Below are 25,450 nucleotides of genomic sequence, written 5' to 3' on the forward strand. Positions count from 1 at the left end.
TGTTTTTGCTAGCTTTATGCACTTTAAGCGTTTTCTCTTGCTTTGCTTTGCTCTTTTGTCTTTGCTAAAACAGAGGGAAATGCTAAATCTGCTTTTTGGCGAAAGATGATTGATTTGCTACCAACTATATCTATTTTGTCGCTAAAAGCGGGCTTTGCTAGCCAAATCTCATTTTGCGTCTTTGTGCTAGATTGCCTATCTTGGCTAAATTTTTCTTTAGATTCTATGCTAGGTTTTTTACTAGCAGTTGTTTTGTGCTTAATCTCCATAGCAGCGATAAGAGAGCGGATACGAATTTTGACTGCGCCTAGGTTGCTGATTTCATCGATTTTTAGTTGCGTGTAAAATCTACCTTTTGATTCCAAAATCTCTCGCACTTCATCAGTAGTGATAGAATCAATCCCACACCCAAAGCTAACAAGTTGCACTAGCTCAATGTTTGCATTTTCGCATACAAATTGCGCGGCATTATAAAGCCTAGAATGGTAGCTCCATTGATTTAGGATTTGTAGATTTGTGGCTTGCGCTAGATGGGCTATGCTATCTTCGCTTAGCACGACAAGCCCAAGAGAATTTATGAGTTTATCTATGCCGTGATTTATCTGCGGGTCTATGTGGTATGGGCGTCCGCAAAGCACGATAGCTTTTAGATTTTGTGTTTTTATCATCTCTAAAATCTGCTCGCCCTTAGATTTAATATCTGCTAGCCATTCCTCGCGAAATGTATAGGCAGTATCTAGGGCAGATTTTAGCTCTTTTTGCGTAAAATCTTTTAGCCATAGAAATTTAGTCGTGGTTTTTATGGTGGATTTTAGTGTGCGCTTTAGCGCGGATTTAAAGCCTTTTTTAGATTCTTTTGCGTTTGCAAAATCACTAAAAAGCTCGCCAAAAAATCGGCTAGATTTTCGGTAGAAATTATCTTTTTTATGCAAACCAAAATACGGATAATAAAACCGCACTTCTTTTAGTCTATCGACATTGTTTGCTAGCAGCTCGGGGTAATATGCCACCACAGGGCAGTTATAGCTTTTTGTGCTAGAATCTGCGTTGTTTTGACTCGCTTGAAATGATTTGCTCATACAGGGATAAAAGATTGCCTCTACACCTTGCTCTAGCAAGTCTTCGATATGTCCGTGCATTAGCTTAGCAGGGTAGCACACGGTATCGCTAGGGATTGAGTATTGTCCTTTGCCATAAGTGCTATGCGAGCTAATGGGCGAAACCACTACTTCAAATCCTAGCTCGCTAAAGAGTTTGTGCCAAAATGGCAAGTTTTCATACATATTTAGCCCTAGCGGGATACCGATTTTGCCTTTATAGATTTTAGGATTTTGACTTGGGTTTTCATAGAATCTATAAGTGATTAAATCTTTTAATTTACTTAGTTTGTATTCATACATATTTGGGAGGGTGCTTTGTTTTTTTATGCCTAGTGGCTTTTCACAGCGATTGCCAGAGATAAACTTGCGTCCACCATTGCTATCGCTAAATTTATTTATCGTTAGATGACAATTATTTCCACAGATTTTGCAGTTTGTCGCACTAGCACTATGGGTAAAATGCTCCAAATCGCCCTCATCTAAAATGCTAGATTTCTCTAAATCCAAACCTTTGGCATACAAAGCCGCGCCAAATGCCCCCATAAGTCCGCTTATTTGCGGACGAACCACATTTCGTCCTATTTCTTTTTCAAAGCTTCTTAAAACCGCGTTGTTTAGAAATGTCCCTCCTTGCACGACTATTTGCTGCCCCAAATCATTTGCATCTCTAGCGCGGATTACTTTATAAATCGCATTTTTTACCACGCTCATAGACAGCCCAGCACTAATGTCTTCTATGCTTGCTCCCTCTTTTTGGGCTTCTTTTACCGAGCTATTCATAAATACCGTGCAGCGAGAGCCAAGTTCTACGGGGTGTTTTGATTTTAGCCCAAGAGATGCAAAATCACTCACGCCATACCCCATAGAGCGAGCGAAAGTCTCTATGAAACTTCCACAGCCACTTGAGCAGGCTTCATTTAGCATTATGCTATCGATTGTGCCATTGCGGATATAAAAGCATTTCATATCTTGCCCGCCAATGTCGATGATAAAATCTACCTTTGGGTTAAAAAATTGCGCCGCTTGCAAATGCGCCATCGTCTCTACTATGCCTGCATCTAGATTAAAACCAGATTTTATAAGCTCTTCTCCATAGCCTGTAACTGCGCTTCCCCTGATACAAATCTGCGCTCCATAATGCTTGTAAATATGCTTTAGTTGCGCGCAAATCACGCTTGCAGGGTTACCCTCATTTGAGTTGTAGTATTGATAAAGTATGTTGCAAGATTTATCTAGCAAAATGATTTTAGTCGTGGTGCTACCACAATCTATGCCAAGATAGCATTCTATGGGGGAGTGATTATTTGCTACGAACTCTTCATCAATATCAAGTATCTTTAGGCTAGCTTTGTTATGTCTAGCGATAAATTCATCTAGCTCATCTTTGTTTTCAAAAAGTGGCTTTAGATATTTATTGCGCGAAGTGGTGCTTTTGGATTGTTCGAGTTTATCTAGCAGGCTTTGACACGAAAATGTTTTTTCTACTTCCATAGCGCACCTAGCTACGCCTATGCTTACGGCGTATTGAGCAAAGCTAGGGAAAACCGCGCTAAAAGGTTTTACTATATCATTGCAAAAATCTTGCGTAGAATCTTTTTTTGTTTTTTTTGTATGGATTGTAGAAAATTCTTTAGAATCTGTTTGAGTAGAATCTGTTTTAGCATCTTGCTTCAAATCTTGCGTATGTTTTTTGCAATCTTTTTCATACTGCTCTTGCAGGGTTTTGGCAAACCTCTCTTGCAAACCTTTGTAAAAAAATAATGGACCGCCCAAAAATAGCACTTTGCCTGTGATTTTGCGTCCTTGCGCTAGTCCGCCTATGGTTTGATTTACCACTGCTTGAAATATGCTAGCAGCAATATCTGCTTTTTTAACGCCTTGATTTAGCAGGGGCTGGACATCGGTTTTGGCAAACACTCCACAGCGACTTGCCACAGGATAGATTTTGCTAGATTGCAGTGAAATCTCATCAAATTCTTGCGGACTTATGGCAAGCAAAGTTACCATCTGATCGATAAAAGCACCTGTCCCACCCGCACAAGAGCCATTCATTCGTTCCTCACTCCCCCCGCTTAAAAACAAGATTTTAGCATCTTCTCCGCCTAGCTCAATAACTGCGTCTGTATCTGGCTCTAAAAACTTTACCGCTTGCGCAGTAGCAAATACTTCTTGGATAAAATCTATGCCAACAGCTTTAGCTATACCAAATCCGCTTGAGCCACTTAGGGCGACTTTTAGGACTCGCTCCCCGATTATCTCGCGTAAGTTTTCTATGATTTCTATGGCTTTTTGTCGCACTTTTGAGTAATGTCGCTCATATTTTTGGGCGATGATTTTATCTCCGTCTAAAAGAGTGATTTTTGCCGTAGTAGAGCCGACATCTATGCCTAAAAATAATGGTGGCAAGGGCGCATTAGGATTTGTAGGATTTGTAGATTTTATATGGATTTTGGAGGTTGTAGGATTATTACTTGTGGTTGCAAAATCTAGCGATTCTAGCTTGCTAGAATCCACATTGGCGCAATGCAAGTGTTTTTGCCCCTTTTGTAGCATTTTTCTTACTCCTAGATTTAAGATTTTGCATAAATTTTTGTGTAGCAGATTTTGGGATTTTAGCTGTTTTTATTTGCGTATTTTATTTGTATTAAGTAGCTTTTTACAATCGGCAAAGATAGTGCGACATTGTAGCAAAATCGAGCAAAAATCGTGTAATAATTTTGCGTGGATATTTTGTTGATTATGCAATTTGTCTCGCCATTTTTTAGCGACATTGCCTAAAATGCCAAAATCGCCCAAAAATGCAAAAAATCTAAAAGGCTTTGTTTTTGTCTTGTCTTTTGTTTTGTATAATCACAAAATCTAAACTAAGCAACATAAAGCAATCAAAAAGCAAATGTGTAAAAACAAAATCTATAAAAGGACAAAAAAAAATGGAAGGACAGCTTGTTGCTTTAGCCATTGAAACTTATAAAATCACGCTTCTTATATCCCTGCCAATCCTTGCCACAGGACTTGTAATCGGGCTTTTAATCAGCATTTTTCAAGCCACCACGCAAATAAATGAAATGACGCTATCTTTTGTCCCCAAAATCTTAGGTGTTATCGCTGTGATTGTGCTTACAATGCCTTGGATGCTAAATATGCTAAGTGATTACACGACAAATATTATTAAGTTAATCCCTAAATTTATCGGCTAGATTTTGCTAGCAAGACATAAAATCCTTAGCAAAAATGATAAATAAATGTATCTAAAAATCATTGATTTTTCTCGCTACACAAGCCTAAAAATCGGCTCTGCCCTGCCTGTGTGGGTGCTAGAAAAAAATGATGAAAAATTTTTTTACGCGCTAGAATCTAGCAAGGTGTGGGATAGACTTTGTGAGCGCAAATTGACACACGAATGTATGCAAGATACAATGCGGGCTACAAAATGTAGGCTAGACTTGCTAGATTTAGCGACAAACCTAACACAAACAACGCAAATAACACCGACAAAAAAAACTAGCAAAAAGCCCTATACTTGCATAGGCAATGGTTATAATCTACTCATATCCCCAAATGCTAAAAATCTAGTCTTGCTATCAAACGAATTTGATTATATTACAAAATCTAAAGATTCTAAAAACACTATCGAAGTGGGCGCAAAAACGAGTTCATCTAGTTTGTTTAGATTTTGCAAAGAGCATAATTTGGGAGGGTTGGAGTTTTTGAGTGCGTTGCCCGGAAGTGTGGGCGGGCTAGTCAAAATGAACGCAGGAATGAAACAATATGAGATAAAAGACACACTCATAGAAGCCTGCATAAATGGAAAATGGAGGCGGGATTTTGCCCTAGAGTATCGCACAAGCGATATAGATGGCATAATAAGTGCGGCTAGATTTTCTCTAAAAAATGGCTTTGATTCTGCTCTTTTAGCACAATTTAAGCAGATGAGAAAAACTCACCCAAAAGAGCCAAGCTGTGGGAGTTGCTTTAAAAATCCTAGCGGGGATTATGCGGGGAGACTAATAGAAGCTGTGGGGCTAAAAGGGGTAGTCAAAAACGGGGTTGGGTTTAGCGATATTCACGCAAATTTTTTGGTAAATATATCCGCAAAAAATTGCAAAATCGATGACGCAAAAAATGGTTTTTTAAGAAGCGATTTTGTGGCACAAAGCCCCATTGCAAAACGCGATTTTGCTACGCCAAATCGCGCAAGTTTTGAAGATGCCATAGATATGATAGAGCGCGCCAAATGCCTTGTGAAACGACAATTTGACATTACGCTAATCCCTGAAGTGCAGATTATTAAATAGCATTAGATTTTAAGATTTTATATTTCACAAAAACCAAAATCTTATAAAACCTTATAAAAACTTTGTTATTGCTAGATTTTTCTATTTTGTTAAAAACTTTGTTAAAAGTTGCAAACATTGCGATAATTTATATTTTTGTTATGCTGATGTTTTTTGTCATACCGATATTTCGCAAGAAAGTGAAGTATCTAAAAAAACTCAAAATCTGCTTTTTTGCTTAATGAAATTTTTTAAAAAAGATAGACTACCACGCAAACGCTACTTTTTACAAAGTCGCATATTTTTCGCAATGACGAAATTTACTTTGTCATATTGAGTTTTTTCGTAGAAGCCAAAGCATCTCTTTTGTTGTCATATTGAGCGCGTAAGCGCGAAATATTTCTGTTTGCATTTTTAGATTTTCTAAAGAATCTACGCTTTGAGTTACTTCGCTTATGCTTAAGTATGACAAAAAAGGCTTGAGATACTTCGTTTTCTTGCGAAAAACTCAGTCTGACAAGATACCCACCCCCAAACCCCCTCGTGCTAAGGGAGGGGGAAATTCTGTCATTGCAAGAATTTGTATTGCTATCATTGCGAGCGAACGCAGTGAGTGGCAATCTATCGCTACAAAATGCTAAAAACGCACATTTGACAAAATCTAATCAATAACGCGGATTTTATGCGAATCGCATTTGCAATGATAGATTGAGTGTGAATTTGCGCGAATAATAAGCGATTAAAGCAAATCAAAAATCATCATACAAACACGCAACTACTTATTGTTTGGCGGTGGATTTGTGAGCTTTGTATTGTTGGCATTATCAGTTTTGTTTGGCTTTGTATTGCTTTGGTTTGCAATATCTCGTGCTTTTTTAAAGTCTGCCCTAGATATCGGGATACTTCTGCCACATAGCCCTTCATTAGAAATGTATATTTTGATTGTTTTTCTTTTTTTTGTATCCTCACAACTATTACAAAAACTAGCGAAATTCTTGGTATTCTTTTTCACTATTTGTCAAATTAAGTCCTTTTATTTACTTATTTTCTCAAGAATTATCGCTAGGTTTAAACCGCACATATACAAATCTAAACGACCCTATTTTGCTCAATCGTTTGCAATAGAATAACAATGGCTACCTTGTGTTTGGCAAAGTTTTAAAAGTTCGCTTCTGATTTCATTTTTTGTCCGTATTACTTTGTTTAGAGATTCTCTAGCCTTTTTGGAGTCGCCCCTATGGTAGCCTAGCCAATATGCTTCTTTGTCTTTATCTGAAGATAAAATGTCATAAAAAACTTGGAGACTCGCTCCTCCTTTTGCATAAAAAGCCATTGATTGCTTAATATCATTTAAATCTAAGTAAATGTCTCCTAGCTTATTGCATGCACTATTATTGCCATTTTCGCATAATTTTTTAAAAAATGGAATTATCTCTTTTTCTCTTACTTTCTCGTCTTTTTGTGCATTCCATACTGCGCCACATCCCCAATCATTTTCACACCCTTTCTTATAGTAGGCTATTGCTTGTTTGCCATCTAGTTTTTTTTCATACATAACTCCTAACAAACTACACGATTGTCCATTGCCATTTTCACAGAGTCGCGCTAATTCTTCTTGGTTTTTATTTTCACTTTGTGTTTTATACCATTTTTCACATTCATAGTTGGATTTGTTGGTTTTGCATAGATTTTCCATTTGTGCGTTTATTATTTTTAGTTTTTCTGCATTTGCGATAGTTTCATCTGAATTGGGCTTGTGATATGCGTTATAACCAATATATAGAAAATAACAAAATCTAGTGTCAGTGCTTCCGCCTAAGCAAAATTTTTCGGCTATGGGATACAATTCAGAAGCAAATGTGTCGTTAGTATCAGCTGCACCGCGTGTTTGTATGTCCTCACCTATTACTCCACCACAAGCTTTTATATCAATTTCACAAATACGCTTAGCATAGTGAATCATTGAACCTGTTCTTTCTGTTCTACCACCCCTACCAACCATTGCATAGTGATTATACAGGTTTCGACAAGCTGCACTAACGCCATTGTTGCAATATTGTTCAATCATTTCTTCCACCATTTCTGTTTCTTCCTGTGTGGCGTCATAGTATTTATCGTTATATTTTTTTTGAATACTTTCTCTAATACTTTGCCTAATATGTTCATCTTCTCTAAAATCACAAGCACTTGTTTTATCTAGCGACATACAGGCCTTGCCTCTTGATTCTAAATATGCTGATAGGTTTAATTCTGCTAGTTTATCAGAACATGCATTATCTCTTTCACAAGCTTTCGTATAATACAACAAAGCTTTATCACCCTCCAGTTTTTTGGCATATATGTCAGCTATCTTTAGACAAGAACTGCCAATATCTCCACTATATCTATCTTCAAAATCTGTATGGGTCAAATGGCGAAAATCACTTCCTGTGGTGTCTGACTTGCCATCGCAAGCCTTTTCATAATATTCCAATGCTTTTTGCTCATCTTGTTTGCTTTCATAAAATTTAGCAAACTTTAAGCACGCTGTAGCTGCGCCCTCATCACACAGCTTTTCTAATGCTTTTTTAGCCTTTTGTCCGATATTTTTTTCGTTGCTTTCTACATTATCACCACAGCCACTCATACCAAACACACATAACGCCATTATGGCATATTTTAATACTTTGCACATATTCGCTCCCTTGCGATAAAATAAAAATCGATTTTACCCCCCCCTACTTAAAATTAGCTTAAAAGCAATAGAATCTTGTGAAAAACGCATTTTTATTTTGGGTTGAGCTAGGTTTGTCATACGACATAAATGTGTGAAATCTTGTCATACTTCACTTCGCTAAAATATGACAAAATATACTTGTTTTGTTATTGTGAGTTTGTTATTTTACTAATTCGCTAAAATTCCACAAAATCTCGTGGCAATCTGTTTTGTCTATTTTGCATTTTAGATTGCCACGCGGATTTTATACAAAATCCGCTCGCAATGACAAGATACCCACGCCCTTAGCCCCCTCGTGCTAAGGGAGGGGGCTTTATGGATTGCCACGCATTGCTTCAAAAATGTAATGTTAGCAATGATAAAGCCCTTCCTTTAATCCTCTCCGCAAAGGGGACTAAAGGTAAAAATTTTTCTCGATGGAAAGGGGGTTTGGATACTTAGTTTTTATCAAAGTCAAAAATTTAACAAAGACTAAAACTATTTTGCGAAAAAAATCTTAAAAGCAATATTTAAAAGCCACGCTTCCTTTTGTGCCATAATATCCGCGTGTATCGCCATTTAGATAGATTCCGTATTGGATTGTCATTTTTTCGTTTAAACTATGCGTGCCGATAAAAAACCCTTGCGCTTCAAAGGCGTTGTTATTGATGATAAAATCTAGCATTGTGCTAGATTTTGCAAAGCTAATTTGCGCATTTTTTTGAGAGTGGATTTTTTGCACCCCGTTAAAACCTAGCGTGTAAAATCCATTTTTGCTAAACATTACATATTCTAGCCCAGCACCGATATGCCCAAAAATATCGCCAAACCCATTCCCTTGAAACTCCTCACCAGCCCAATCGCTAGCCTTACTAAGCCCTAGTTTTGCGACAATCACAGGTTTTAATATATGTTCATTTAGTAGTAAAATATTGTATTTATAATAATTGCTCCACAATCCCCCAAATGTCGAGCTTTTTAGATTGTCCCCAAATGCGCTAGATTCTAGCGAGTTGTAGGCAAATGATAAGTTTGATTCAAATTCGCTTTTAGAAAATTTTGTGTGTAGATATATGCCACCGCTCGTGATGATGCCATTTTGCTTCGCGCTTTTTTGCAGTAGCACCGAGCCACCAAAGCTAGCCATTACGCCTAAAATCGTATTATTTATCAGCCTATCATAGCCCACACTTGCGCCATAAAATGCTAGATTTAGCCCCAAAGAGCCAGCATAGCCACCTAGTGCGCTAGCCCACGCGCTATTTGGGTAGGGATTTAGTTTTGTTGCTTTGTTTTGTTTTTTGATTCCGCCTAGAAATAGGCTAGATTCTAGCTCATCGATAGGATTTGCAAAATCACTTTGCGTAGAATTTATCGCGCTGTAAGATTTTGCGTGTGATTTTTTGGTAGATTTTGAGGCGAGCAAAGAGGCGGTGGCGATTTTTTGCATTATAGGATTTTGTGCAAAATGTTGTGTGGGATTTTGATTGCTCGCAAGTCGCACCTGCATAATCCGCATTTGCGCGCTCATTTGGCTATTTTGCAACACCGAAGCAATATGTTGAGAGCTATTTTGTCTAGTGATTTCTTGCATTGTGGTTTTGTAGTTTGATAGGGTTGATTCTAGCTTGGAGTAGGATTCTGTGCGTGCGGCAATGTCGATATTTTCATCATTTGGATTATGCTCAATTAGTGCTTTTAGGGTTTGAGTATGTGCCTTTGAGATATGTTTGCTTAGCTCGCTAAAACTTCGCGGATTAGATTCTAAAAATTTCACCACAAGGGCGTTATTATCAAATTTGCTTACAATGTAGAGTTTTTCAACTTCGCTAATCCCATTGCCAAAGTGAAAATCTATGCGTTTATCCGCACGATTATCGCTCACGCTTCCAGCACTTAAAATCGTGTAGCATTTATCAAGCGTTATGCTACTATCGCCCTTTTTCACGCTAGAATCAAGCGTTATGTTGATTTTGGAATGCTCGCTAAAGCTAAGATTATCGCTAAATCTTAGTGTCTCAAAGCGCGTGTTGTTATCTGTGGTATTTGCACCGACATTGCTTAGAGATAATGTGCTATTTATGGTTGTGCTTGCGTTAAAGATTTTGGGTGCATTTGTGGGATTTTGCGTAGAGGTAGGATTTTGCGTATAAGTTAGGCTATCAAATATCACGCGTGAGTTATCCACGCCTTGAAACGCTGTGCTATTGCTAAAATCCCATTCTTTAATATGCAGATTTGCCCCGTTTTGCAAGGTGATATTTTGCAAATTTTCCATATTTTTCGCAGAATCTGCAAGATTTAGCCAAAGATTTGTGTTATCGATTTTTAGATTGCTAGCTTTTATTTTAGAATCTTTGTCAAGCATAAGCGCGGCTTCTTGCTTGTTTTTAAAAAGCAAATTCGTTGCTTTAAGCGCGGTGTTTTTTAGCGTGATATTTGTGCCGATAAGATTGCCTGTTAGATTTGTAGTAATGTGATTTTCCCCACCTTCAAAGATGAAATTTTTTACATTCTCGCTTGCGCTATCTGCGAGGGTTAGCGTTAAATCGCTTAGATTTTTTGCATTGATTGTGTCCGCGCTAAGCGTAGAATTGCCTTGTAAGTTGATAGCGTTATGCGTAGAATCGAGCGTGATATTTCGCGCTGTGAGATTTGCACTCCCGCTTAGCTCCACGGTTGCGGTGATAGATTTTAGCGCGGTGGTATCAACCACGCTAAAATCACTCGCGCTGATTTTGCCGCTAAAGTTTGCACTTGGCATATTTTCGCTAGGTTTATTACTAGGTGCGGGGGTAAAATCGCTAGGAATCGTATTTAGCGTGATTTGAGAGTTTGCACCGCTTGCATTTAAGTCAAAGTTTTTATCCCCGCTTAGAAAAATATTTAGCGCAGAATCATTGCTTTTTATTTCGGTATTTGTATTTTGATTATTTGCATTGGTGAGTTTTGCTTCGCTATCAAGCAATAAAATGCCCTCTTTTATGTTGCTAAACTCGATTTTTGGCGTGCTAATCTCACTTTTGCCCCACAAAATCACGCTAGCTTTTTGCAAATCTTGTGCTTTTAGATTCTCGCTTAATGTGAGTTTTGTAGGATTTTGTGAGACATTATTTTGACTAGAATCCAAATATACAAGATTTTTTATCGCGTTTGGATTTGTGCTAGGATTTATTGCATTGGCGTTTGTGTCTTTTAGCGTGAGATTTTGCGCACTCAAAGTCGCGCTATCAAATAACGAAATATTTGCAATTAGATTTTGATTTGTGCCTGTGATGCTAGATTTTGTCGCTTCAATGTCATAATGTTGTGCTATGTCAATATGGCTAGAATCTAGCGTGGCTAAATCCAAACTCCCCACGCTATCAAAGATAAATTTTTGGGCTACTTTTAGTTTTGCATTGTTTGTTACATTGCTATCAAAAATCTTGTTTAAATCATTTTCATTTAGACTTTGTAGTTTTAGATTTTGCACGATTGCGCTCGCTCCGCTTTGTAATCTCACAGAATCACTGCTTTTCAAAGTCAAATATTCCGCTTCTAACTTTGCATTATTTTTCAAATCCAAACTTGCGTTAAAATCCCAAATGCTTGATTGAATGCTCCCGCCATTTGCGGTGATTTTGCCTTTGTAATGTATGGTTTGATTTGCGATTGTTTGTTGTTCTAAATTTAAATTCCCGCTCTCCACTTTTTGATAATACCCAAAGCCACCGCCATTGATATTTGCGCCGTCTTTGTTGTCGATAAAATGCTTCACGCCACCGCCAAAAGTAATGCTAGAGGTAGAATCCGCGCTAATATCGCTTTGCAAACTCGCATTGCGCCCAAGTGTGAGATTTGCGTTTTTTAGTTCGATTCCATTTGAGAATGTAAAGGAGCGATTATCCCAATCAGGCTGGCTAACCGTGGAGGGCTTGCTTAAATCCATATACTCAGGCATTGCCTTACGCGTGCCTGCTTCGGCGTTTTTGATTTGCTCGCGGATTTTTGCATCGCTTATTGTCGCGTGCGTGGTGGCGTGCCCTTGCAGTGCGATATTTGCGTTTTCCGCGTTTAATGTGCCACTTGAATTGATATGCCCATCAAAAATTAAAAAAGCCCCTTCCACTGCGGATGGGGTTTGGGGGCGGGTATTTTGCGTGTTTTTATCGCCTTTATAAATAATATCAATATTTGCGACTTGATTTGCGCTAGATTCCCCAATGCTTGCGTGGATAATCGTATCGGCTTTTGTGCTTTGTTTCTCGCCATTTAAATCATAACCAAAGCCCTCAATTTCAAGCGTGGATTTTGCGCTATTGGTGGAATTTGTGATAATCGCGCCACTATCATTTGCTGCAATGGTGTTGAGTTTTAAGCTATTGCCACCCAAATCAAGCACCCCTCCGCCACTGCCAAAGTAGATTCCCATTTCGCTAGATTTGTTTTGCGATAATGTGTAGGAATTTGCACCGCTTGCCGTGCCTGCCACGCTAGAATCTTTGCTCGCACCGATTGCTTCTGCCTTGCCATTTTTTAATTCTAACGCGCCTCGCCCGCTTGTGATATACACGCCATCATAAGCCTTTTTGTCCGTGTCAAAGATGACTTTGCCCTCGCCGATTTTGAGGTAGCCTAGATTTTCGCCCCTACTTGTATCGGGCGTGTAATTTGTTTTGATGATGAGCGTGCCTTGCCCGATTTTGTGGAGCGCGTCATTTTTGTCATTTCGCAGATTCCACTCCACTTCGACATTTTGTCCTATATCAAGCCCTGAACCTTTGAAATAATAATTTGTGCTATTTGCATTGCTAAAAGTGTATTTGGTGGGATTTGTGCTACTCGCGCCATTTGAAGCCTCAAACACAAATCCCCCCGCATAGCCACTTATATTGCGATTGATATTGTTTGTGACTTGGATAGCCCCACCACCGCTAAAAATAATGTCTTTGTTTTGTTGTAAATTGAGAGCGTTAATATTTTGCGTGCCACCGCTTAGGGTTATTTTTTGCTCAAAATTTTTTTGAAAATCAAGCAATTCTTTGTTTGACACGGCGGCTATGTAGGCAGTATTTGTCGTGGTGGATTGGGAAGTTACGCCTAGCAAAATCCATTTATTATTCGCTTTATCAAAGGCGTAGATTCCACTCCCGCTATCCCCTGAAGTTATGCGGTTGTTAAAATCCCCACTTGGGCTATAAGTAAAGGTAATCCCTCGAGAATCTCCGCTTGCATAGCCTTTGACTAAGTCCAAATACGCGCTAGAATCCACATTTAAAATCCCAAAGCCACCGCCCTTTGTCTCGCCATTATCTAATCTGCTAATATCCACGCTAGTGCCACCTCGCAAAGTGATGACGCCTGAACCTGCTTGATACACATACACATTGCCATTAGAATCTGCCAATCCCTTAATGGCGTTTTTAAAATTTTCTAAGTTTTGGCTCTCTTGGGCTGTGCTTGTAGGATTGCTTGTGTTGGTGCTATTTGTGATGTCTAGCATACTTGCTTGCCCCTCGATAATGTATTTATCAAAGCGCAGGAATTTTTCATCACGCCCATAGGGCTTTGAAACGCTAAGTATGGTATCTTCACCCGCGTCTTGCTTGGCTAGGGTATATGTGCTAAGCCCCCATTTGCGAAAGTTATCACTGCTATTTGGATTTTCTGGGCTACTCACATGATTTGCCGTTACGACAAATCCGCGCCCTATTGCTGTAAGATTGCCATTATTACTCGAAGCAGAAAAATTTGGGACTTGTGGAATCGTAAGTATCGTGCCATCTTTGCCCGTGATTTGCACTCCATTTGGATTTTGCTCGCTATCTTTGAAAAGCCCCTTATTTTGCCCAAAATCCAAAAAATCTCGGTAGTAAAAATTGCTGATATTTATGCTTTGGGCATTTGCAAAAGATGAGATAAACACTGCTAAAATATATACAAACCCTGCGATATTTACGATATTTCGCATATTTTTCCTTTGCAAATGCTACATAGATTTTGCCCCACTTTATGTAAAACTCTAATCCCCCAAATTTATCACTTGGCTTTTGACATTATGAGGGATTTTGCTTTTGTCCCATTGGCGATTTTTATACACAGAATTTACCTCGCTAGATTCTGCTCCGCTCTCTTGTGGTATCAAATCGCTCTCAATCATATTTTTTGTAATGTGCTTTGGTTGCTTTTTTTTGCTAGCAAACCAGCTTCTTTTTTCTTTTTTGGGTTTTTGTGAGACTTGCTTTTCATACTCGCTTTGAGTGGCTAGATTTTGCGGATTTTGCGTGGTTTGTGCGTTTTGCGTGGTGTTTTGAGGCTGTTGCATAGCTTGTGGATTTTGTATCATTTGGGGATTTTGGTTGGCTTGCGGGGATTGCATAGCAGGGGGGGCTTGGAGTATGGATTTTGGCTGGCTAAAGCGCACTTTTTTTATGATATTGCCATTTTTTAGCACCATATAGCCGATGATGACACTGCGCTTATAATCCACCATTTCTACAAGCACTTCGCCCTCTCCTAAAATCACTTGCTCACTTTGTGCTTTGCAAAACGAAGCAAACGCCATAAACGCCACAAATGCGGGCAACACAAACAAAATCTTGCGACAATCTACTATATGCTTTTTCAACATTATCTATCCTTTTTTATCAAATCATTTAAGGCAAATTTGATGAAGTTTTTACCTTGCGCATTATATAATAATTATTCGTTTATTAGCATTTGCTAACAAACCAAAATCCACACCAAAAAGGGCGAGAAATGACATACATAAGCACGCATAATGCACCTAAAGCTATTGGTCCATATTCGCAGGGAATCTCTTTAGACTCCGCTAATAATGGGCTTATTTTTACCTCAGGGGCTATCGCGCTCACACCAAGTGGGGAATTTATAGACGGCGATATTAAAGCACAGACAAAGCAGGTAATGCAAAATCTACAAGCAATACTAAAAGAAGCTGGATCTAGCTTAGATAAAGTCCTAAAAACGACTTGCTACCTAGCAAATATGGAGGATTTTAGCGCATTTAACGCAGAATATGAAAAAGCCTTTGGCTCTCACAAACCCGCTCGCACGACTATCGGGGTAAAAAGCTTACCAAAAAATGCCCTTGTAGAAGTGGAGTGCATAGCGACAAAATAAACCAAGACACAACTAACTAAAATCAACCATATAAAGCAAAATAAGATTGCAAAATCTAATAGAATTTTGGCTATGTGGATTTTGCGCTTTGTGCTTTGAAAAATGTGCGTAAAATGCGTGTGTTTGTTTGATAGATTATTGTCGCTTGCTAAAGGTATTTGCATATACCATATTTCGCACATCAAACATATCATCTTTTGGTGGCTCTATGCCCTCTGGCAAGACACTTGGCATAAACACTTCGCCATTGCACTCATAGCCACTAAAAGCGTTGATTTTTAGCTCGCCTAGTGTGATTTTTTCTCGTTTGATTTTTTCTCCATTGTCATTTATATCAGCCCATAGACTAGCAGTATCGCTTAGAGAATCCCCCTCTTTTGCCAATTCAAGCACTAGGCTAAAAGTTATCCCTCCATTTTCTAGTTGCTTTTTAAAATTAGATTCTAAAAAATCTTGGCTTACTTCTTCTAGCTCTTTTGAGTTTAGATATTTTATACCACTTTTTGGCACAAAGCTAAATCTAGCAGGCACTAGCTCGCCACTAGATTTTTTGAAAAAAAATGTATGCACGCTGTGATAGGCATTGTTCGCAAAGCTAGGGCTTACACCAAGCGTGCCTATCTCACGCGCAAAATTGACAAAAGATTGCACGGCTTGTCGTTTTTTAGCTGCTTCTTCGGCGGTGATTTTGCCTTGCTTTTGCTCCACATTTATTTGCATAAACTCGATAAACTCCCCCGCATTTTTAGCAAAATTTATGCGCGAATTTGTCATAGCGATTTCCCAAAAATCGCTATTTGGGCTACCCTCTTTTGATTGCATTTTGATTGCCATTGCGCGAGATTTTGTCTTGTCATTTTGCTCATCTCCACCGAGTGAAAATCTTATCTTTGCTTCTACTGAATCTACGCCATTTTTTTGGCTTTTTTGGTGCAAAAGCGGGATAGCAAAATCCTTTGTCTCTTTTTTATTAGGGACAAACTCCCCGCTAGCACAAAATCCCTTTGTGTGATTGATTTTTTTGTGTGGCTTAGTAGTATCGCCATTTAGCGCATAAAACAAATCTGTGATTTTTTGTGCTGCTTTGTCATCACTTAGATTTTCATTATTTAGCGGATTTTGCGCATTTAGCGTCATAGCAAAAACCAAACAAACACCAATCAAACTATTTTGTAAAGATTTCATTTTTTATCCTTTATTAAAACGACTTTAAATAAACATAAAATCCAAAGATACTATATAAAATTTGTATAGTTAGCTATCCACCCCAAGCAAACACAATAACCAATGGCGCAACATAGCGAATGATAAAAAACCACACGCTAAAAGCCCTAGCAGATAAAAAGTGGCTTGTGATTTTTCTCACTTTTTCTTTGCCGATAAACCAGCCTACAAACACCACGCTTATTAGCGCACCAAGTGGCATCACAATATCTGAACTAGCTTTATCTACCAATTCAAAAAGAGTTTTGTCAAGCACGGTTAGCATACTTGCATAATCTTTGTGCAAAGAAAAAATCAATACCAACCCCACCACATAGATAATCGCCATAATCGCCCAAGTGCTTTTTAAGCGCGAAAATCCATATTTTTGGACAAAAAACATCACACTAGGCTCTAGCAACGATATAGTCGAGGTAATCCCTGCAAACGCCAATCCTAGAAAAAATAGCACAGAGATTATCACTCCTACCATGCCCATTTTGCTAAACACAATGGGCAATGCTTTAAACACAAGTCCCGCACCTTGCGTAGCTTCTACGCCGTGTTCAAAGACAAATGTAAATATCATAAGTCCCGCAATCAGCGAAATCGCAATCCCACAAAGGCATACATAAAGTGCGGATTCTAGCAAGTTTGCATTTGGCTTTGTGCTAGCCGAATAACTAATGATAATCCCCACGCCAAGACTTAGTGAAAAGCACATCTGCCCCATCGCTGCGACAACCACATCTGCGGTAATGTCATAATATTTAAAATCAAACAAAAAATGCACCGAGCGCATAAAGCTAGGCTGAAAACTCGCATACACCAAAAGCCCGATAAAAATGATAAAAAGAAGTGGCATAAGCACGACATTTAGCCGTTCAATCCCCTCTCTTATCCCAAAAGACACGACTAATGCCGTGATAAATGCCACCGCGCTAAAACCCAAAATCTGCGCCCAAATATTGACATTTAAAAGCGAGCCAAATACCCAATCTGCCTCATCTGCATTGCTAGGCAAATCTATACTCACACTCACAAGATAATACAGCACCCACCCTAGCACAATCATATAAAAAGTGAGGATAAAAGGACCGCCAACTAGCACAAGCCCTGCATATCGCCACGATTTAGATTTGCTAGAATCTAGTTCTTTAAACGCATCTGCGGTGTTTTTTTGCGTGTAATTGCCAATCAGCATTTCGCCAATCAGCATAGCAATCCCCGCTATAAGCGTGAGTGCCAAAAAAAGTAGCACAAACGCGCCACCACCATTTGTCCCTGCCATATATGGAAATCGCCAAATATGCCCCAAGCCAATAGAGCTACCAAGCGTAGCTAAGATAAAACCGATTTTAGAAAATCCACTCATTTGATTATCCTTAAGAATTGAATATGTTAGAATTAAAAGTGCTGCTTTTTATTAAGCAAAAGAAACATTATACACTACTGCAACCACATTCACATTATCAAAATTCTTAAAAGATGGATAATTTTTGCGTATTTTTGTGTAGTTTTATTTCTTAAAGAAAGTCTAAACTAAAATCTAAGCAAAATCTAATTTTGCTTTTTTGTGTTTTATTTTTGTGTTTTTTTGGTGGCTTTTTAGATTTTGTTTTTAGTAAGCCATAAAATCAATCTTTGACATATTAAAAATCGCCATATCGCGCTTATACCCACTTACAAACGCGATATGACAAAACAAAATTGCTACGCATTAGATTTTGCAAAATCTAATTTTTGGAATCACAAATACAGATAAAATCTAGCTAAATGCTTAGGGCAATCTTTGTCATCACATAGCTTCTATCGATTGCCTTGCCACGCGAGACTTCGTTATTTGACACACTGCCACCACTACCTGCAAAATCCGTATTCAAAGCATTATTATCAAACACCACGCTTGTGTAATAATTGCCAATTACGCTAAAAGCGACATTTTTTGTCAAAGCAAAATCTAGGCTAAGTTTTAGACTATATTCATCTAATGCCTTTGCGCTGTTTATATTTGTCGTGTAGCGAAAATCTAGCCCCACATCAAATGCTTGCAAAAATCGCGCTAGATTTTCATAGCTTGCTTTTGTAAATACAAATGTGCTTAGCGCGTCTTTATACACAATACCATTTAGCGATGGACCTATGCCATAGACGCTATTATCCCAGATATTTACGCCTAGTGGCGAGCCATATAGCCCAACTCTTGCGTGAGATAGCCCGATATTTTTATACGCTGCGATTCCTAGCAGGTATTCGCCCTTTTTGCCTGTGTAAAATCTAAAATCCTGCCTAGCCAAAATGCTAGAAGTAAAGCCCTCTTTTATGCCGTTTTTATTACGCAAAAAATTTCCCAAAAGTGGCGCGACATTCATTTTTAGACTATCATAGATAGGGAAAATCACATTTAGCCTTGTATGCGTGCTAAAGCCTTTTTTATCGCTAGATTCGCCATTTACGCGCTCAAAATCTAGCTTCATATCTAGCCCCGGTGCGCTATATTCGCTGATTCCATAATAATAAAACGCATTTATGTCAAATTTGCCTTTTTCGCCCAAAAGCGCGTATCCTCCAAATTGCGCTCCTAGCAATCCATTTGGCGCGTAGCCTTGTGTAAAATCCCAAAAAAACCCATCTCCTAGCAATGCAAACGCGCTTGCCCCCTCCAAACGCCCATAGATTCCGCCTTTATCAAAATTTGCTAAAGTAGCTTTTATATCCGCTCCCTCCATTAGCCCTACGATATAGTTGCTATCATCGTGCATAAATCGCCCTGCTTTTAGGCTTACGCGCTCACTATCATAGGCAATGTGTGCGTTATGAATGTAGAAATTATGCGTTTTTGTAGCGCTCGCATTTTTATCCCCGCGATAGCCAGCATAGTAGCCTACATAGTTGTATCCTAGCCCACCATCGCCTGCAAATCTGCTTTTGCGCGTAGAATCATAAGCTAGCCCAGCTCCAGCACCTCCTAGCTCGATTGTTAGCGTAGAATCATTAGCAAATTTATGCGCATAGATTCCGCTTATTGTGCCTAAAATATAGCCATAACTATCTGTTGGCGATACTCCGTTATGAAATCCAAATTTATTAAACGCTTCTAGCTCTCCGCTAAAAGAGAAAGGGTGAGATTCTTCCCCGCTTTGGCTCGCAATAGTCGCTGTGCAAAGCGCATTAGCGACAACAAAACCCAAAAACCCAAGAAAAGATTTCGCTTTTATCTTTTGTCTCATTGTGAGAATCTCCTTTTTTGCAAAATTTGTTTGTGATTATTTTGTCGATTTTGCTAGTCAAATATCTTAAAATAATCACGGCAAAATTATAATCTAAAATGTTTAAGATTTTGCGGGGTTAGATACGCGCATTACGATAAAATACCAAAGTGCAAAAAAATGAAACAATGAGGTAAAAAATCATTTGACTTTGATAAGATTTTGCTTGCAAGATTTTGTAAAAAAAAATATAAAATGCAAAATCTAAAAAAATCGCATAAAACCAACAAGTAATATTTTTAAACTATGCAAAAAAGGCAAAAAATGTTAGATTTTATTGATGTTGATTTTTTGGGCTTATGGCTTGTGTTTATAAGCGCGATTAGCCTATCTTTTAGCCATTGTGGCGGAATGTGTGGGAGCATAGTCATCGCCTATACAAGTATCAAAAATGTCAAAAATCCTAAAATCTTATCCATAAAAGCATTTATTTCGCATATTGCTTATAATCTTGGGCGACTTGTTAGCTATGTCATTATTGGCATTGTTTTTGCATTTTTGGGAGAGGGAGTGGCGTTTAGCTTTTTTGCACGCTCTTTTTTAGAAATCTTTGTAGGGATTTTGCTTGTGGCGTATGCGATTTGCTTTGCGTTTTTTCCACATATATTGCGATACATAGAGCCAAACCTATCAAAAGCGGGGATTTTTGGGCATATTTTTGGGAAGCTATTATTTTCGCAAAGTATGGCTAGCTATTTTGTGCTAGGGATTTTGAGTGGGTTTTTGCCCTGCGGACTAGTGTATTTTTTTGCGCTAAATGCGCTAAATGCAGGGCTAGCAGGCACACAAGCGATTTTTAGCTCTGTTTTGATTATGGTGGTGTTTTGGGCTGGGACTTTGCCCCTTATGTTTAGCATTAGCACAATAAGCAATGCGATAAAAACATACCAACACATATTTTTTAAAATCAGCTTTTTGCTTATGCTTAGCGTTGGTTTGTTAAGTATTTATAAGGGCGTTATTAGCAATTAGATAAATTTTGGATAAAATAGACATATTTCATAGAATTTGAGAGGCGACAATGAATAAAACAAATCCACAAAAAAGCGTAAAAGCGGTGTTTTTTGATAGAGATGGAATCATCAACAAAGACATAGGCTATGTGTATAAACAAGAGGATTTTGAATTTCAAGATGGGATTTTTGATTTGCTAAAATTTTGCAAAGAGAGAGGATTTTTGCTCCTAGTGGTAACCAATCAAAGCGGGATTGGCAGGGGGTTTTATACTTTGGAGGATTTTAAAAAACTTAGTTTATATATGCAGGAGCAAATCAAAGCTAGACTAGGATTTAAATTTGATAGTATTTATTTTTGTCCGCATAGCCCTGAAGAGGATTGCGAATGTCGCAAGCCAAAAAGCGCGATGATAGAGCAGGCAAAAAAAGATTATAATGTCAATTTAGATGAGAGTTTTATCATCGGCGATAAGATTACTGATATGCAGGCTGGGCAAGCAGGCGGAATCCGCCACAAACTCTTTGTAAGCAAAGCATTTAGCACGCAAGTAAAACATATTAGCAACCTCCACACGCTAGCCACACTCTCCCAAGCGCGTGAAGTGATGAATGATATTTTAAACCCCAAAATCTAAAAACCCCTAAAATCTAAAAAGGAGCAACCAAATGGCAACACAGCAAACAAACCCCCAAAATCTAATCGACAAAGACACGCTAGAGCAGCTCCAAACAAGGCTTGCAAACAAAACGGTTCTTATCACAGGTGGCGCAGGCTTTATAGGTAGCAATCTAGCTTTTTTCTTTCAAGAAAATTTCCCAAACACTCGCGTAATCGTGCTAGATAAATTCCGCGATGATAGTAGCTTTGCAAATGGTAATCCAACTTCGCTAGGGCATTTTAAAAATCTCATAAATTTTAATGGTGAGATTATCGCAAGGGACTTAAATGAAGGGCTAGATTTGCTCCAAGAGTTAGATTTTGATGTGGTGTTTCATAATGCCGCTATTAGCGATACTACCGTGCAAAATCAAAAGCTAATGATAAATACCAATCATCACGCGTTTTTAGAGCTACTACATATCGCCCTAAAGAAAAACGCTGTAATCATATATGCTAGCTCGGCTGCAACCTATGGCAATACGCCTGCTCCAAATATCGTAGGCAAGGGCGAAGTGCCACAAAATATTTATGGATTTTCAAAGCTAGCTATGGATAGAAGTGTGCGCAAGATTTTGGCAAACGCACCACATTTGCCCATTTTTGGACTGCGGTATTTCAATGTCTATGGCAAAAATGAATTTTTTAAAGGCAAGACGGCTTCAATGATACTTCAGCTAGGACTCCAAGCCCTAGAATCTAAAAAAGTGCGACTAATAGAAAAGGGCGAACAAAAAAGAGATTTTGTCTATATTGATGATGTGGTGTTGGCAAATATTTTGGCAATGGCGGAGGGATTTAGTATGCAAAAGCTAGATTCTATCCCAAAGAGTGGAATCTATAATGTCGGCACGGGCGTAGCACGAAGCTATAATGAAATCATAGAGATTCTAAAAGGGCATTTGGGGGATTTTGAAGTGGAGTATTTTAAAAATCCATATCCATTTTTCCAAACCCACACCCAAGCAGATATTCAGCCAAATACCGCCGTGCTAGGCTATAAGCCAAATTTTAGCCTAGAAGATGGCATAGCCCGCTACATAGATGAGATAAAATCTATCCATTCCAAGCTAAAATCTGGGCTATTATAATTTGCCTATAATTAGCCTCTGCTATAAAAAAACACAAAATCTAGTTTTTATAAAATCTAAACTATCAAGGAATCACGATGATAAATCTACAAAAACAACACCCAAAAATCCTAGTCATAGGGGATTTGATGGTAGATCACTATATCTGGGGCAAATGCAATAGAATCTCGCCTGAAGCCCCTGTGCAAGTCGTAAATGTCAAAGAAGAAAGCAATCGCTTAGGCGGGGCTTGCAATGTCGCAGCAAACTTAATCGCATTTGGTGCAAAAGTCAGTTTATGCGGAATCATCGGCAAAGATGAGTTTGGAAAATGGCTTATAAGCGAGCTTCACGCCCAAAATATCGACATTACTCACATTATCCCAACCCCCACTCGCCCAACCACCCAAAAAAGCAGAATCCTCATCTCAAATCAACAAGTCTTGCGCGTAGATAGGGAGAAGGGCGAAGACATAGATGAAAATCTACAAGAAGAGATTTTATCTAGCCTAAAGCGCAAAATGCGAGATTTTGACGCGGTGATATTAAGCGACTATGCAAAAGGGCTACTCACGCCAAAGCTAACAAAATCTATCATAAAGCTAGCTAGAAGCGAGGGTAAGCCTATCTTAGTAGATCCAAAAGGCAATGACTACTCCAAATACCAAAACGCCACACTACTCACGCCAAACAAATTAGAAGCCCAAATCGCCACACAAATACAAATCAACGATGATGAGTCTCTAAAGCAAGCGATGAAAAAACTCCAAAAAGAATGCAAGCTAGATATTTGCCTTGTTACGCTAAGCGAGGAGGGAATCGCAATCCTAGATAAAAAGAAATTAGTCAAATCCCCCACAATCGCAAAAGAAGTCTATGATGTAACAGGGGCTGGAGATACCGTCATAGCAGCACTTGCATTTGGGCTAAGTGGCGGGCTAAATATCTATGAAGCCTGCCATTTTGCAAATGCCGCAGCAGCAGTAGTCATCGGCAAGATAGGCTCTGCGAGCGCGAATTTTAGCGAAATCGTGGCGTTTTTGCATAATGGCTCATACTCTACCTCAAAAATCATAAGCAAAGATGAGCTAGCTATGCTACTGCCAAGCCTAAGAGAGAAAAAAATCGTTTTCACAAATGGTTGCTTTGACTTGCTCCACGCTGGGCATATTTCGTATCTGCAACAAGCAAGAGGGCTAGGCGATTTGCTAATCGTGGGGCTAAATAGCGATAGCTCTGTGAAACGACTAAAAGGGGAGAATCGCCCCATAAACAATCAAAACGATAGGGCGTTAATGTTATGCGCGCTAGAATGCGTGGATTTTGTGGTGATTTTTGATGAGGACACGCCTTTAGAGCTAATAAAACTCATAAAACCCCACACGCTAGTCAAAGGCGAAGACTACAAAGGCAAAGAAGTAGTGGGAAGCCAAATCGCAAAAGAAGTTATCTTAGCAGATTTTATCAAAGGTAAATCAAGTAGCCTAATCATTCAAAAAATCGCACAAAAATTTGGCAACAAAAGCTAGTTTTTTCATAATGTCAAATTTTGCATAACGCTAGATTTTGCATAACGCTAGAATTTTCAATAAACGCTAACGCAAAAAAAAACTAGCAAAATATCATAAAATAGCGTGATAGCCTCTTTGTTAAATCTATCTCAAAATCTGTCGTTGTAAGATTTTAGGATTTTTGTAAAGATTTTGTAGAAAATTTGTAGGTTTTTGTGATTTTGCTAGATTTTGTGTCTTTTGACAAAATCGCAAAATCTTGCAATTACAGATTTTCTTTTTTTTGTGTATTGGGATTAAAGGGGGGTAAGTATCTTGTCGGACTTTGGTTGCAAAGCAACCGAAGTATCTCTATTTTTGATTTAGCATTTGAGATACTTCGCTAACGCTTAAGTATGACAAATTGTGATATTTGGATTGCCACTCAAAATCTAGTGATTTTCTAAAAAAACTCCGCTTTGCTTGCTAGCCTTTGATTTTGCTTTGCTTTTTAATGACAAAAAAGATATTTTAGCTTTTGCCAAAATCTATCGCAGTTTTTTAGGCTTGGTGATTTTATCGGTATTTATGCTAAACTCAAGCATTTGTTGGGTTGCTAGATTCCCCCCAAAGCTATAAAAAATAAGGCTAATTTGCGTGCTCAAAAATGTATTTTCATAGACATAGTAGGCATTTACGCGATTAAATTCCCGCTGATACAAAGGCAAACCCTCATAAACAGATTCTTTGTATTGGCTAAAATATCTCATCTGTGGCTTGCCAAAATAATAGCTCTCCTCTATCCCAAATCCTTTGTATTCTAGCTTTGCCCTTGCCTCATAGCCTGCCCCGATATAAAATGGCTCATTCCCGCTTAATCTTCGTTTGCGCTCGATTTGCCCCAATGCAGCTAAGCCTATTTGCGCTTTTTGTAAATGCTTTGCCATCGCAGGCACAAACCCCCTAAAATCCACCTCCACATAGCCATTATACAAAATCCTATCAAGCAAAAATGTATCGGGGTTGCCATTTGCAAGAGTCGCATTATCACGCCCTAGCACTTCACTATTTTTAAAATGAAATACTAAGGCATCAAACCCGATATTTAGACTATTTTTTATGCCAATTTCACTTCCAAAAAGCAAGAAAAACTCATCATCTCTTTTTGCTAGATTTCCACCAAACCAATCAAAAAGCAATTCTGCTTTTGCATTTATATTGCCTTTTGTGTAGCTTTTAGATTCCAACGCGTGCGAATTTTTAAAATATTGCAGTAGCACGCCATTGCTAGCGGGAGCAAAAAACAAAAAATCATCTCTAAAAAAACTTTTTGGGTATGTTTTTAGCATTTTTTTGCGTGGCAAAATCCCTAAACTCGCGTTAAAATTCCCTAGCCCTCTCTCCCCACTACTATAATCATAATACGCCAAAATCCCGCCTCCAGCGTTAAATACTCGCTTTTGCCCCATATCTTGCAAACCATATCCACCAAGCCACAATTTATGAGAACCATAAATGCCAAGCCCTACTTCGCCATTTATACGCAGGGCATAGCGCGTGCGCGTATCCCAAAAAAGCAAATGCGTATTTTCAATATTATCTAGCAAAAA

General features: G+C 38.6%; 17 protein-coding genes. 7 read left to right on the top strand and 10 right to left on the bottom strand.

The window, feature by feature from the left end; genetic code table 11:
* Positions 1-23: 23 nt before the first annotated feature.
* Positions 24-3,653, bottom strand: a complete 3,630-nt coding sequence (locus tag ACWIX0_RS07525) for an acyl-CoA dehydratase activase (protein ID WP_454173303.1) — start codon at positions 3,651-3,653, stop codon at positions 24-26.
* Positions 3,654-3,712: 59 nt separating this feature from the next.
* Positions 3,713-3,871, bottom strand: a complete 159-nt coding sequence (locus tag ACWIX0_RS07530; protein WP_454173305.1) for a hypothetical protein — start codon at positions 3,869-3,871, stop codon at positions 3,713-3,715.
* A 159-nt stretch (positions 3,872-4,030) separates the two neighbouring features.
* On the opposite strand from ACWIX0_RS07530, the gene fliQ reads away from it, so the two are divergent.
* Both fliQ and murB read left to right on the top strand, forming a co-directional pair.
* Positions 4,031-4,297: a flagellar biosynthesis protein FliQ gene (fliQ, locus tag ACWIX0_RS07535; RefSeq protein ID WP_454173306.1), complete on the top strand. Its 267-nt coding sequence runs from the start codon at positions 4,031-4,033 to the stop codon at positions 4,295-4,297.
* A 45-nt stretch (positions 4,298-4,342) separates the two neighbouring features.
* Complete coding sequence (murB, locus tag ACWIX0_RS07540) at positions 4,343-5,395, top strand: UDP-N-acetylmuramate dehydrogenase (protein WP_454173308.1); 1,053 nt, start codon at positions 4,343-4,345, stop codon at positions 5,393-5,395.
* Between the two features lie 299 nt (positions 5,396-5,694).
* On the opposite strand, the gene ACWIX0_RS07545 is transcribed toward murB, so the two are convergent.
* From ACWIX0_RS07545 to ACWIX0_RS07560, 4 genes are all read right to left on the bottom strand, one after another.
* Entirely contained in the window at positions 5,695-5,994 is a 300-nt protein-coding gene (locus ACWIX0_RS07545; RefSeq protein ID WP_454173310.1) for a hypothetical protein, read from the bottom strand.
* Positions 5,995-6,482: 488 nt separating this feature from the next.
* Positions 6,483-8,000: a hypothetical protein gene (locus ACWIX0_RS07550; RefSeq protein ID WP_454173351.1), complete on the bottom strand. Its 1,518-nt coding sequence runs from the start codon at positions 7,998-8,000 to the stop codon at positions 6,483-6,485.
* Positions 8,001-8,586: 586 nt separating this feature from the next.
* Complete coding sequence (locus tag ACWIX0_RS07555; protein ID WP_454173312.1) at positions 8,587-14,022, bottom strand: S6 family peptidase; 5,436 nt, start codon at positions 14,020-14,022, stop codon at positions 8,587-8,589.
* Between the two features lie 51 nt (positions 14,023-14,073).
* Positions 14,074-14,682, bottom strand: coding sequence for a hypothetical protein (locus tag ACWIX0_RS07560; RefSeq protein ID WP_454173313.1), 609 nt, complete (start codon positions 14,680-14,682; stop codon positions 14,074-14,076).
* Positions 14,683-14,810: 128 nt separating this feature from the next.
* Here ACWIX0_RS07560 and ACWIX0_RS07565 point away from each other — a divergent pair, with 128 nt between their 5' ends.
* Positions 14,811-15,194, top strand: coding sequence for a RidA family protein (locus ACWIX0_RS07565; protein ID WP_454173314.1), 384 nt, complete (start codon positions 14,811-14,813; stop codon positions 15,192-15,194).
* A gap of 135 nt (positions 15,195-15,329) precedes the next feature.
* On the opposite strand, the gene ACWIX0_RS07570 is transcribed toward ACWIX0_RS07565, so the two are convergent.
* The 3 genes from ACWIX0_RS07570 to ACWIX0_RS07580 all read right to left on the bottom strand — a co-directional run bounded on the left by ACWIX0_RS07570 (position 15,330) and on the right by ACWIX0_RS07580 (position 19,627).
* Positions 15,330-16,379 carry a catalase gene (locus ACWIX0_RS07570; RefSeq protein WP_454173316.1) on the bottom strand — a complete coding sequence of 350 codons (1,050 nt, stop codon included), beginning with the start codon at positions 16,377-16,379 and terminating at the stop codon, positions 15,330-15,332.
* A gap of 73 nt (positions 16,380-16,452) precedes the next feature.
* The gene (locus ACWIX0_RS07575; protein ID WP_454173317.1) at positions 16,453-17,772 is read right to left on the bottom strand and encodes a sodium-dependent transporter; all 1,320 of its coding nucleotides are present in this window, start codon (positions 17,770-17,772) and stop codon (positions 16,453-16,455) included.
* A 397-nt stretch (positions 17,773-18,169) separates the two neighbouring features.
* Complete coding sequence (locus ACWIX0_RS07580) at positions 18,170-19,627, bottom strand: outer membrane family protein (protein WP_454173319.1); 1,458 nt, start codon at positions 19,625-19,627, stop codon at positions 18,170-18,172.
* 303 nt (positions 19,628-19,930) lie between these two features.
* Here ACWIX0_RS07580 and ACWIX0_RS07585 point away from each other — a divergent pair, with 303 nt between their 5' ends.
* The 4 genes from ACWIX0_RS07585 to rfaE1 all read left to right on the top strand — a co-directional run bounded on the left by ACWIX0_RS07585 (position 19,931) and on the right by rfaE1 (position 23,879).
* A complete protein-coding gene (locus ACWIX0_RS07585; RefSeq protein ID WP_454173321.1) occupies positions 19,931-20,638 on the top strand; it encodes a sulfite exporter TauE/SafE family protein in 708 nt (235 codons plus the stop codon).
* Positions 20,639-20,687: 49 nt separating this feature from the next.
* Positions 20,688-21,257 carry a D-glycero-alpha-D-manno-heptose-1,7-bisphosphate 7-phosphatase gene (locus tag ACWIX0_RS07590; RefSeq protein ID WP_454173323.1) on the top strand — a complete coding sequence of 190 codons (570 nt, stop codon included), beginning with the start codon at positions 20,688-20,690 and terminating at the stop codon, positions 21,255-21,257.
* Positions 21,258-21,288: 31 nt separating this feature from the next.
* Complete coding sequence (rfaD, locus tag ACWIX0_RS07595; protein ID WP_454173325.1) at positions 21,289-22,371, top strand: ADP-glyceromanno-heptose 6-epimerase; 1,083 nt, start codon at positions 21,289-21,291, stop codon at positions 22,369-22,371.
* Between the two features lie 77 nt (positions 22,372-22,448).
* Positions 22,449-23,879: a D-glycero-beta-D-manno-heptose-7-phosphate kinase gene (rfaE1, locus tag ACWIX0_RS07600; protein ID WP_454173327.1), complete on the top strand. Its 1,431-nt coding sequence runs from the start codon at positions 22,449-22,451 to the stop codon at positions 23,877-23,879.
* A gap of 509 nt (positions 23,880-24,388) precedes the next feature.
* On the opposite strand, the gene ACWIX0_RS07605 is transcribed toward rfaE1, so the two are convergent.
* Positions 24,389-25,447, bottom strand: coding sequence for a hypothetical protein (locus tag ACWIX0_RS07605; protein WP_454173329.1), 1,059 nt, complete (start codon positions 25,445-25,447; stop codon positions 24,389-24,391).
* Between the last annotated feature and the right edge of the window lie 3 nt (positions 25,448-25,450).

Source organism: Helicobacter sp. T3_23-1059, from assembly GCF_053654515.1.

What these genes read in the sequence shown, in the direction of transcription:
- ACWIX0_RS07525 (WP_454173303.1), bottom strand. Translation starts at nt 3,653, where the DNA reads ATGCTACAAAAGGGGCAAAAACACTTGCATTGCGCCAATGTGGATTCT.
- ACWIX0_RS07570 (WP_454173316.1), bottom strand. Translation starts at nt 16,379, where the DNA reads ATGAAATCTTTACAAAATAGTTTGATTGGTGTTTGTTTGGTTTTTGCT.
- ACWIX0_RS07590 (WP_454173323.1), top strand. Translation starts at nt 20,688, where the DNA reads ATGAATAAAACAAATCCACAAAAAAGCGTAAAAGCGGTGTTTTTTGAT.
- ACWIX0_RS07555 (WP_454173312.1), bottom strand. Translation starts at nt 14,022, where the DNA reads ATGCGAAATATCGTAAATATCGCAGGGTTTGTATATATTTTAGCAGTG.
- ACWIX0_RS07530 (WP_454173305.1), bottom strand. Translation starts at nt 3,871, where the DNA reads ATGTCGCTAAAAAATGGCGAGACAAATTGCATAATCAACAAAATATCC.
- ACWIX0_RS07565 (WP_454173314.1), top strand. Translation starts at nt 14,811, where the DNA reads ATGACATACATAAGCACGCATAATGCACCTAAAGCTATTGGTCCATAT.
- rfaE1 (WP_454173327.1), top strand. Translation starts at nt 22,449, where the DNA reads ATGATAAATCTACAAAAACAACACCCAAAAATCCTAGTCATAGGGGAT.
- ACWIX0_RS07575 (WP_454173317.1), bottom strand. Translation starts at nt 17,772, where the DNA reads ATGAGTGGATTTTCTAAAATCGGTTTTATCTTAGCTACGCTTGGTAGC.
- murB (WP_454173308.1), top strand. Translation starts at nt 4,343, where the DNA reads ATGTATCTAAAAATCATTGATTTTTCTCGCTACACAAGCCTAAAAATC.
- ACWIX0_RS07560 (WP_454173313.1), bottom strand. Translation starts at nt 14,682, where the DNA reads ATGTTGAAAAAGCATATAGTAGATTGTCGCAAGATTTTGTTTGTGTTG.
- ACWIX0_RS07585 (WP_454173321.1), top strand. Translation starts at nt 19,931, where the DNA reads ATGTTAGATTTTATTGATGTTGATTTTTTGGGCTTATGGCTTGTGTTT.
- rfaD (WP_454173325.1), top strand. Translation starts at nt 21,289, where the DNA reads ATGGCAACACAGCAAACAAACCCCCAAAATCTAATCGACAAAGACACG.
- fliQ (WP_454173306.1), top strand. Translation starts at nt 4,031, where the DNA reads ATGGAAGGACAGCTTGTTGCTTTAGCCATTGAAACTTATAAAATCACG.
- ACWIX0_RS07580 (WP_454173319.1), bottom strand. Translation starts at nt 19,627, where the DNA reads ATGAGACAAAAGATAAAAGCGAAATCTTTTCTTGGGTTTTTGGGTTTT.
- ACWIX0_RS07550 (WP_454173351.1), bottom strand. Translation starts at nt 8,000, where the DNA reads ATGAGTGGCTGTGGTGATAATGTAGAAAGCAACGAAAAAAATATCGGA.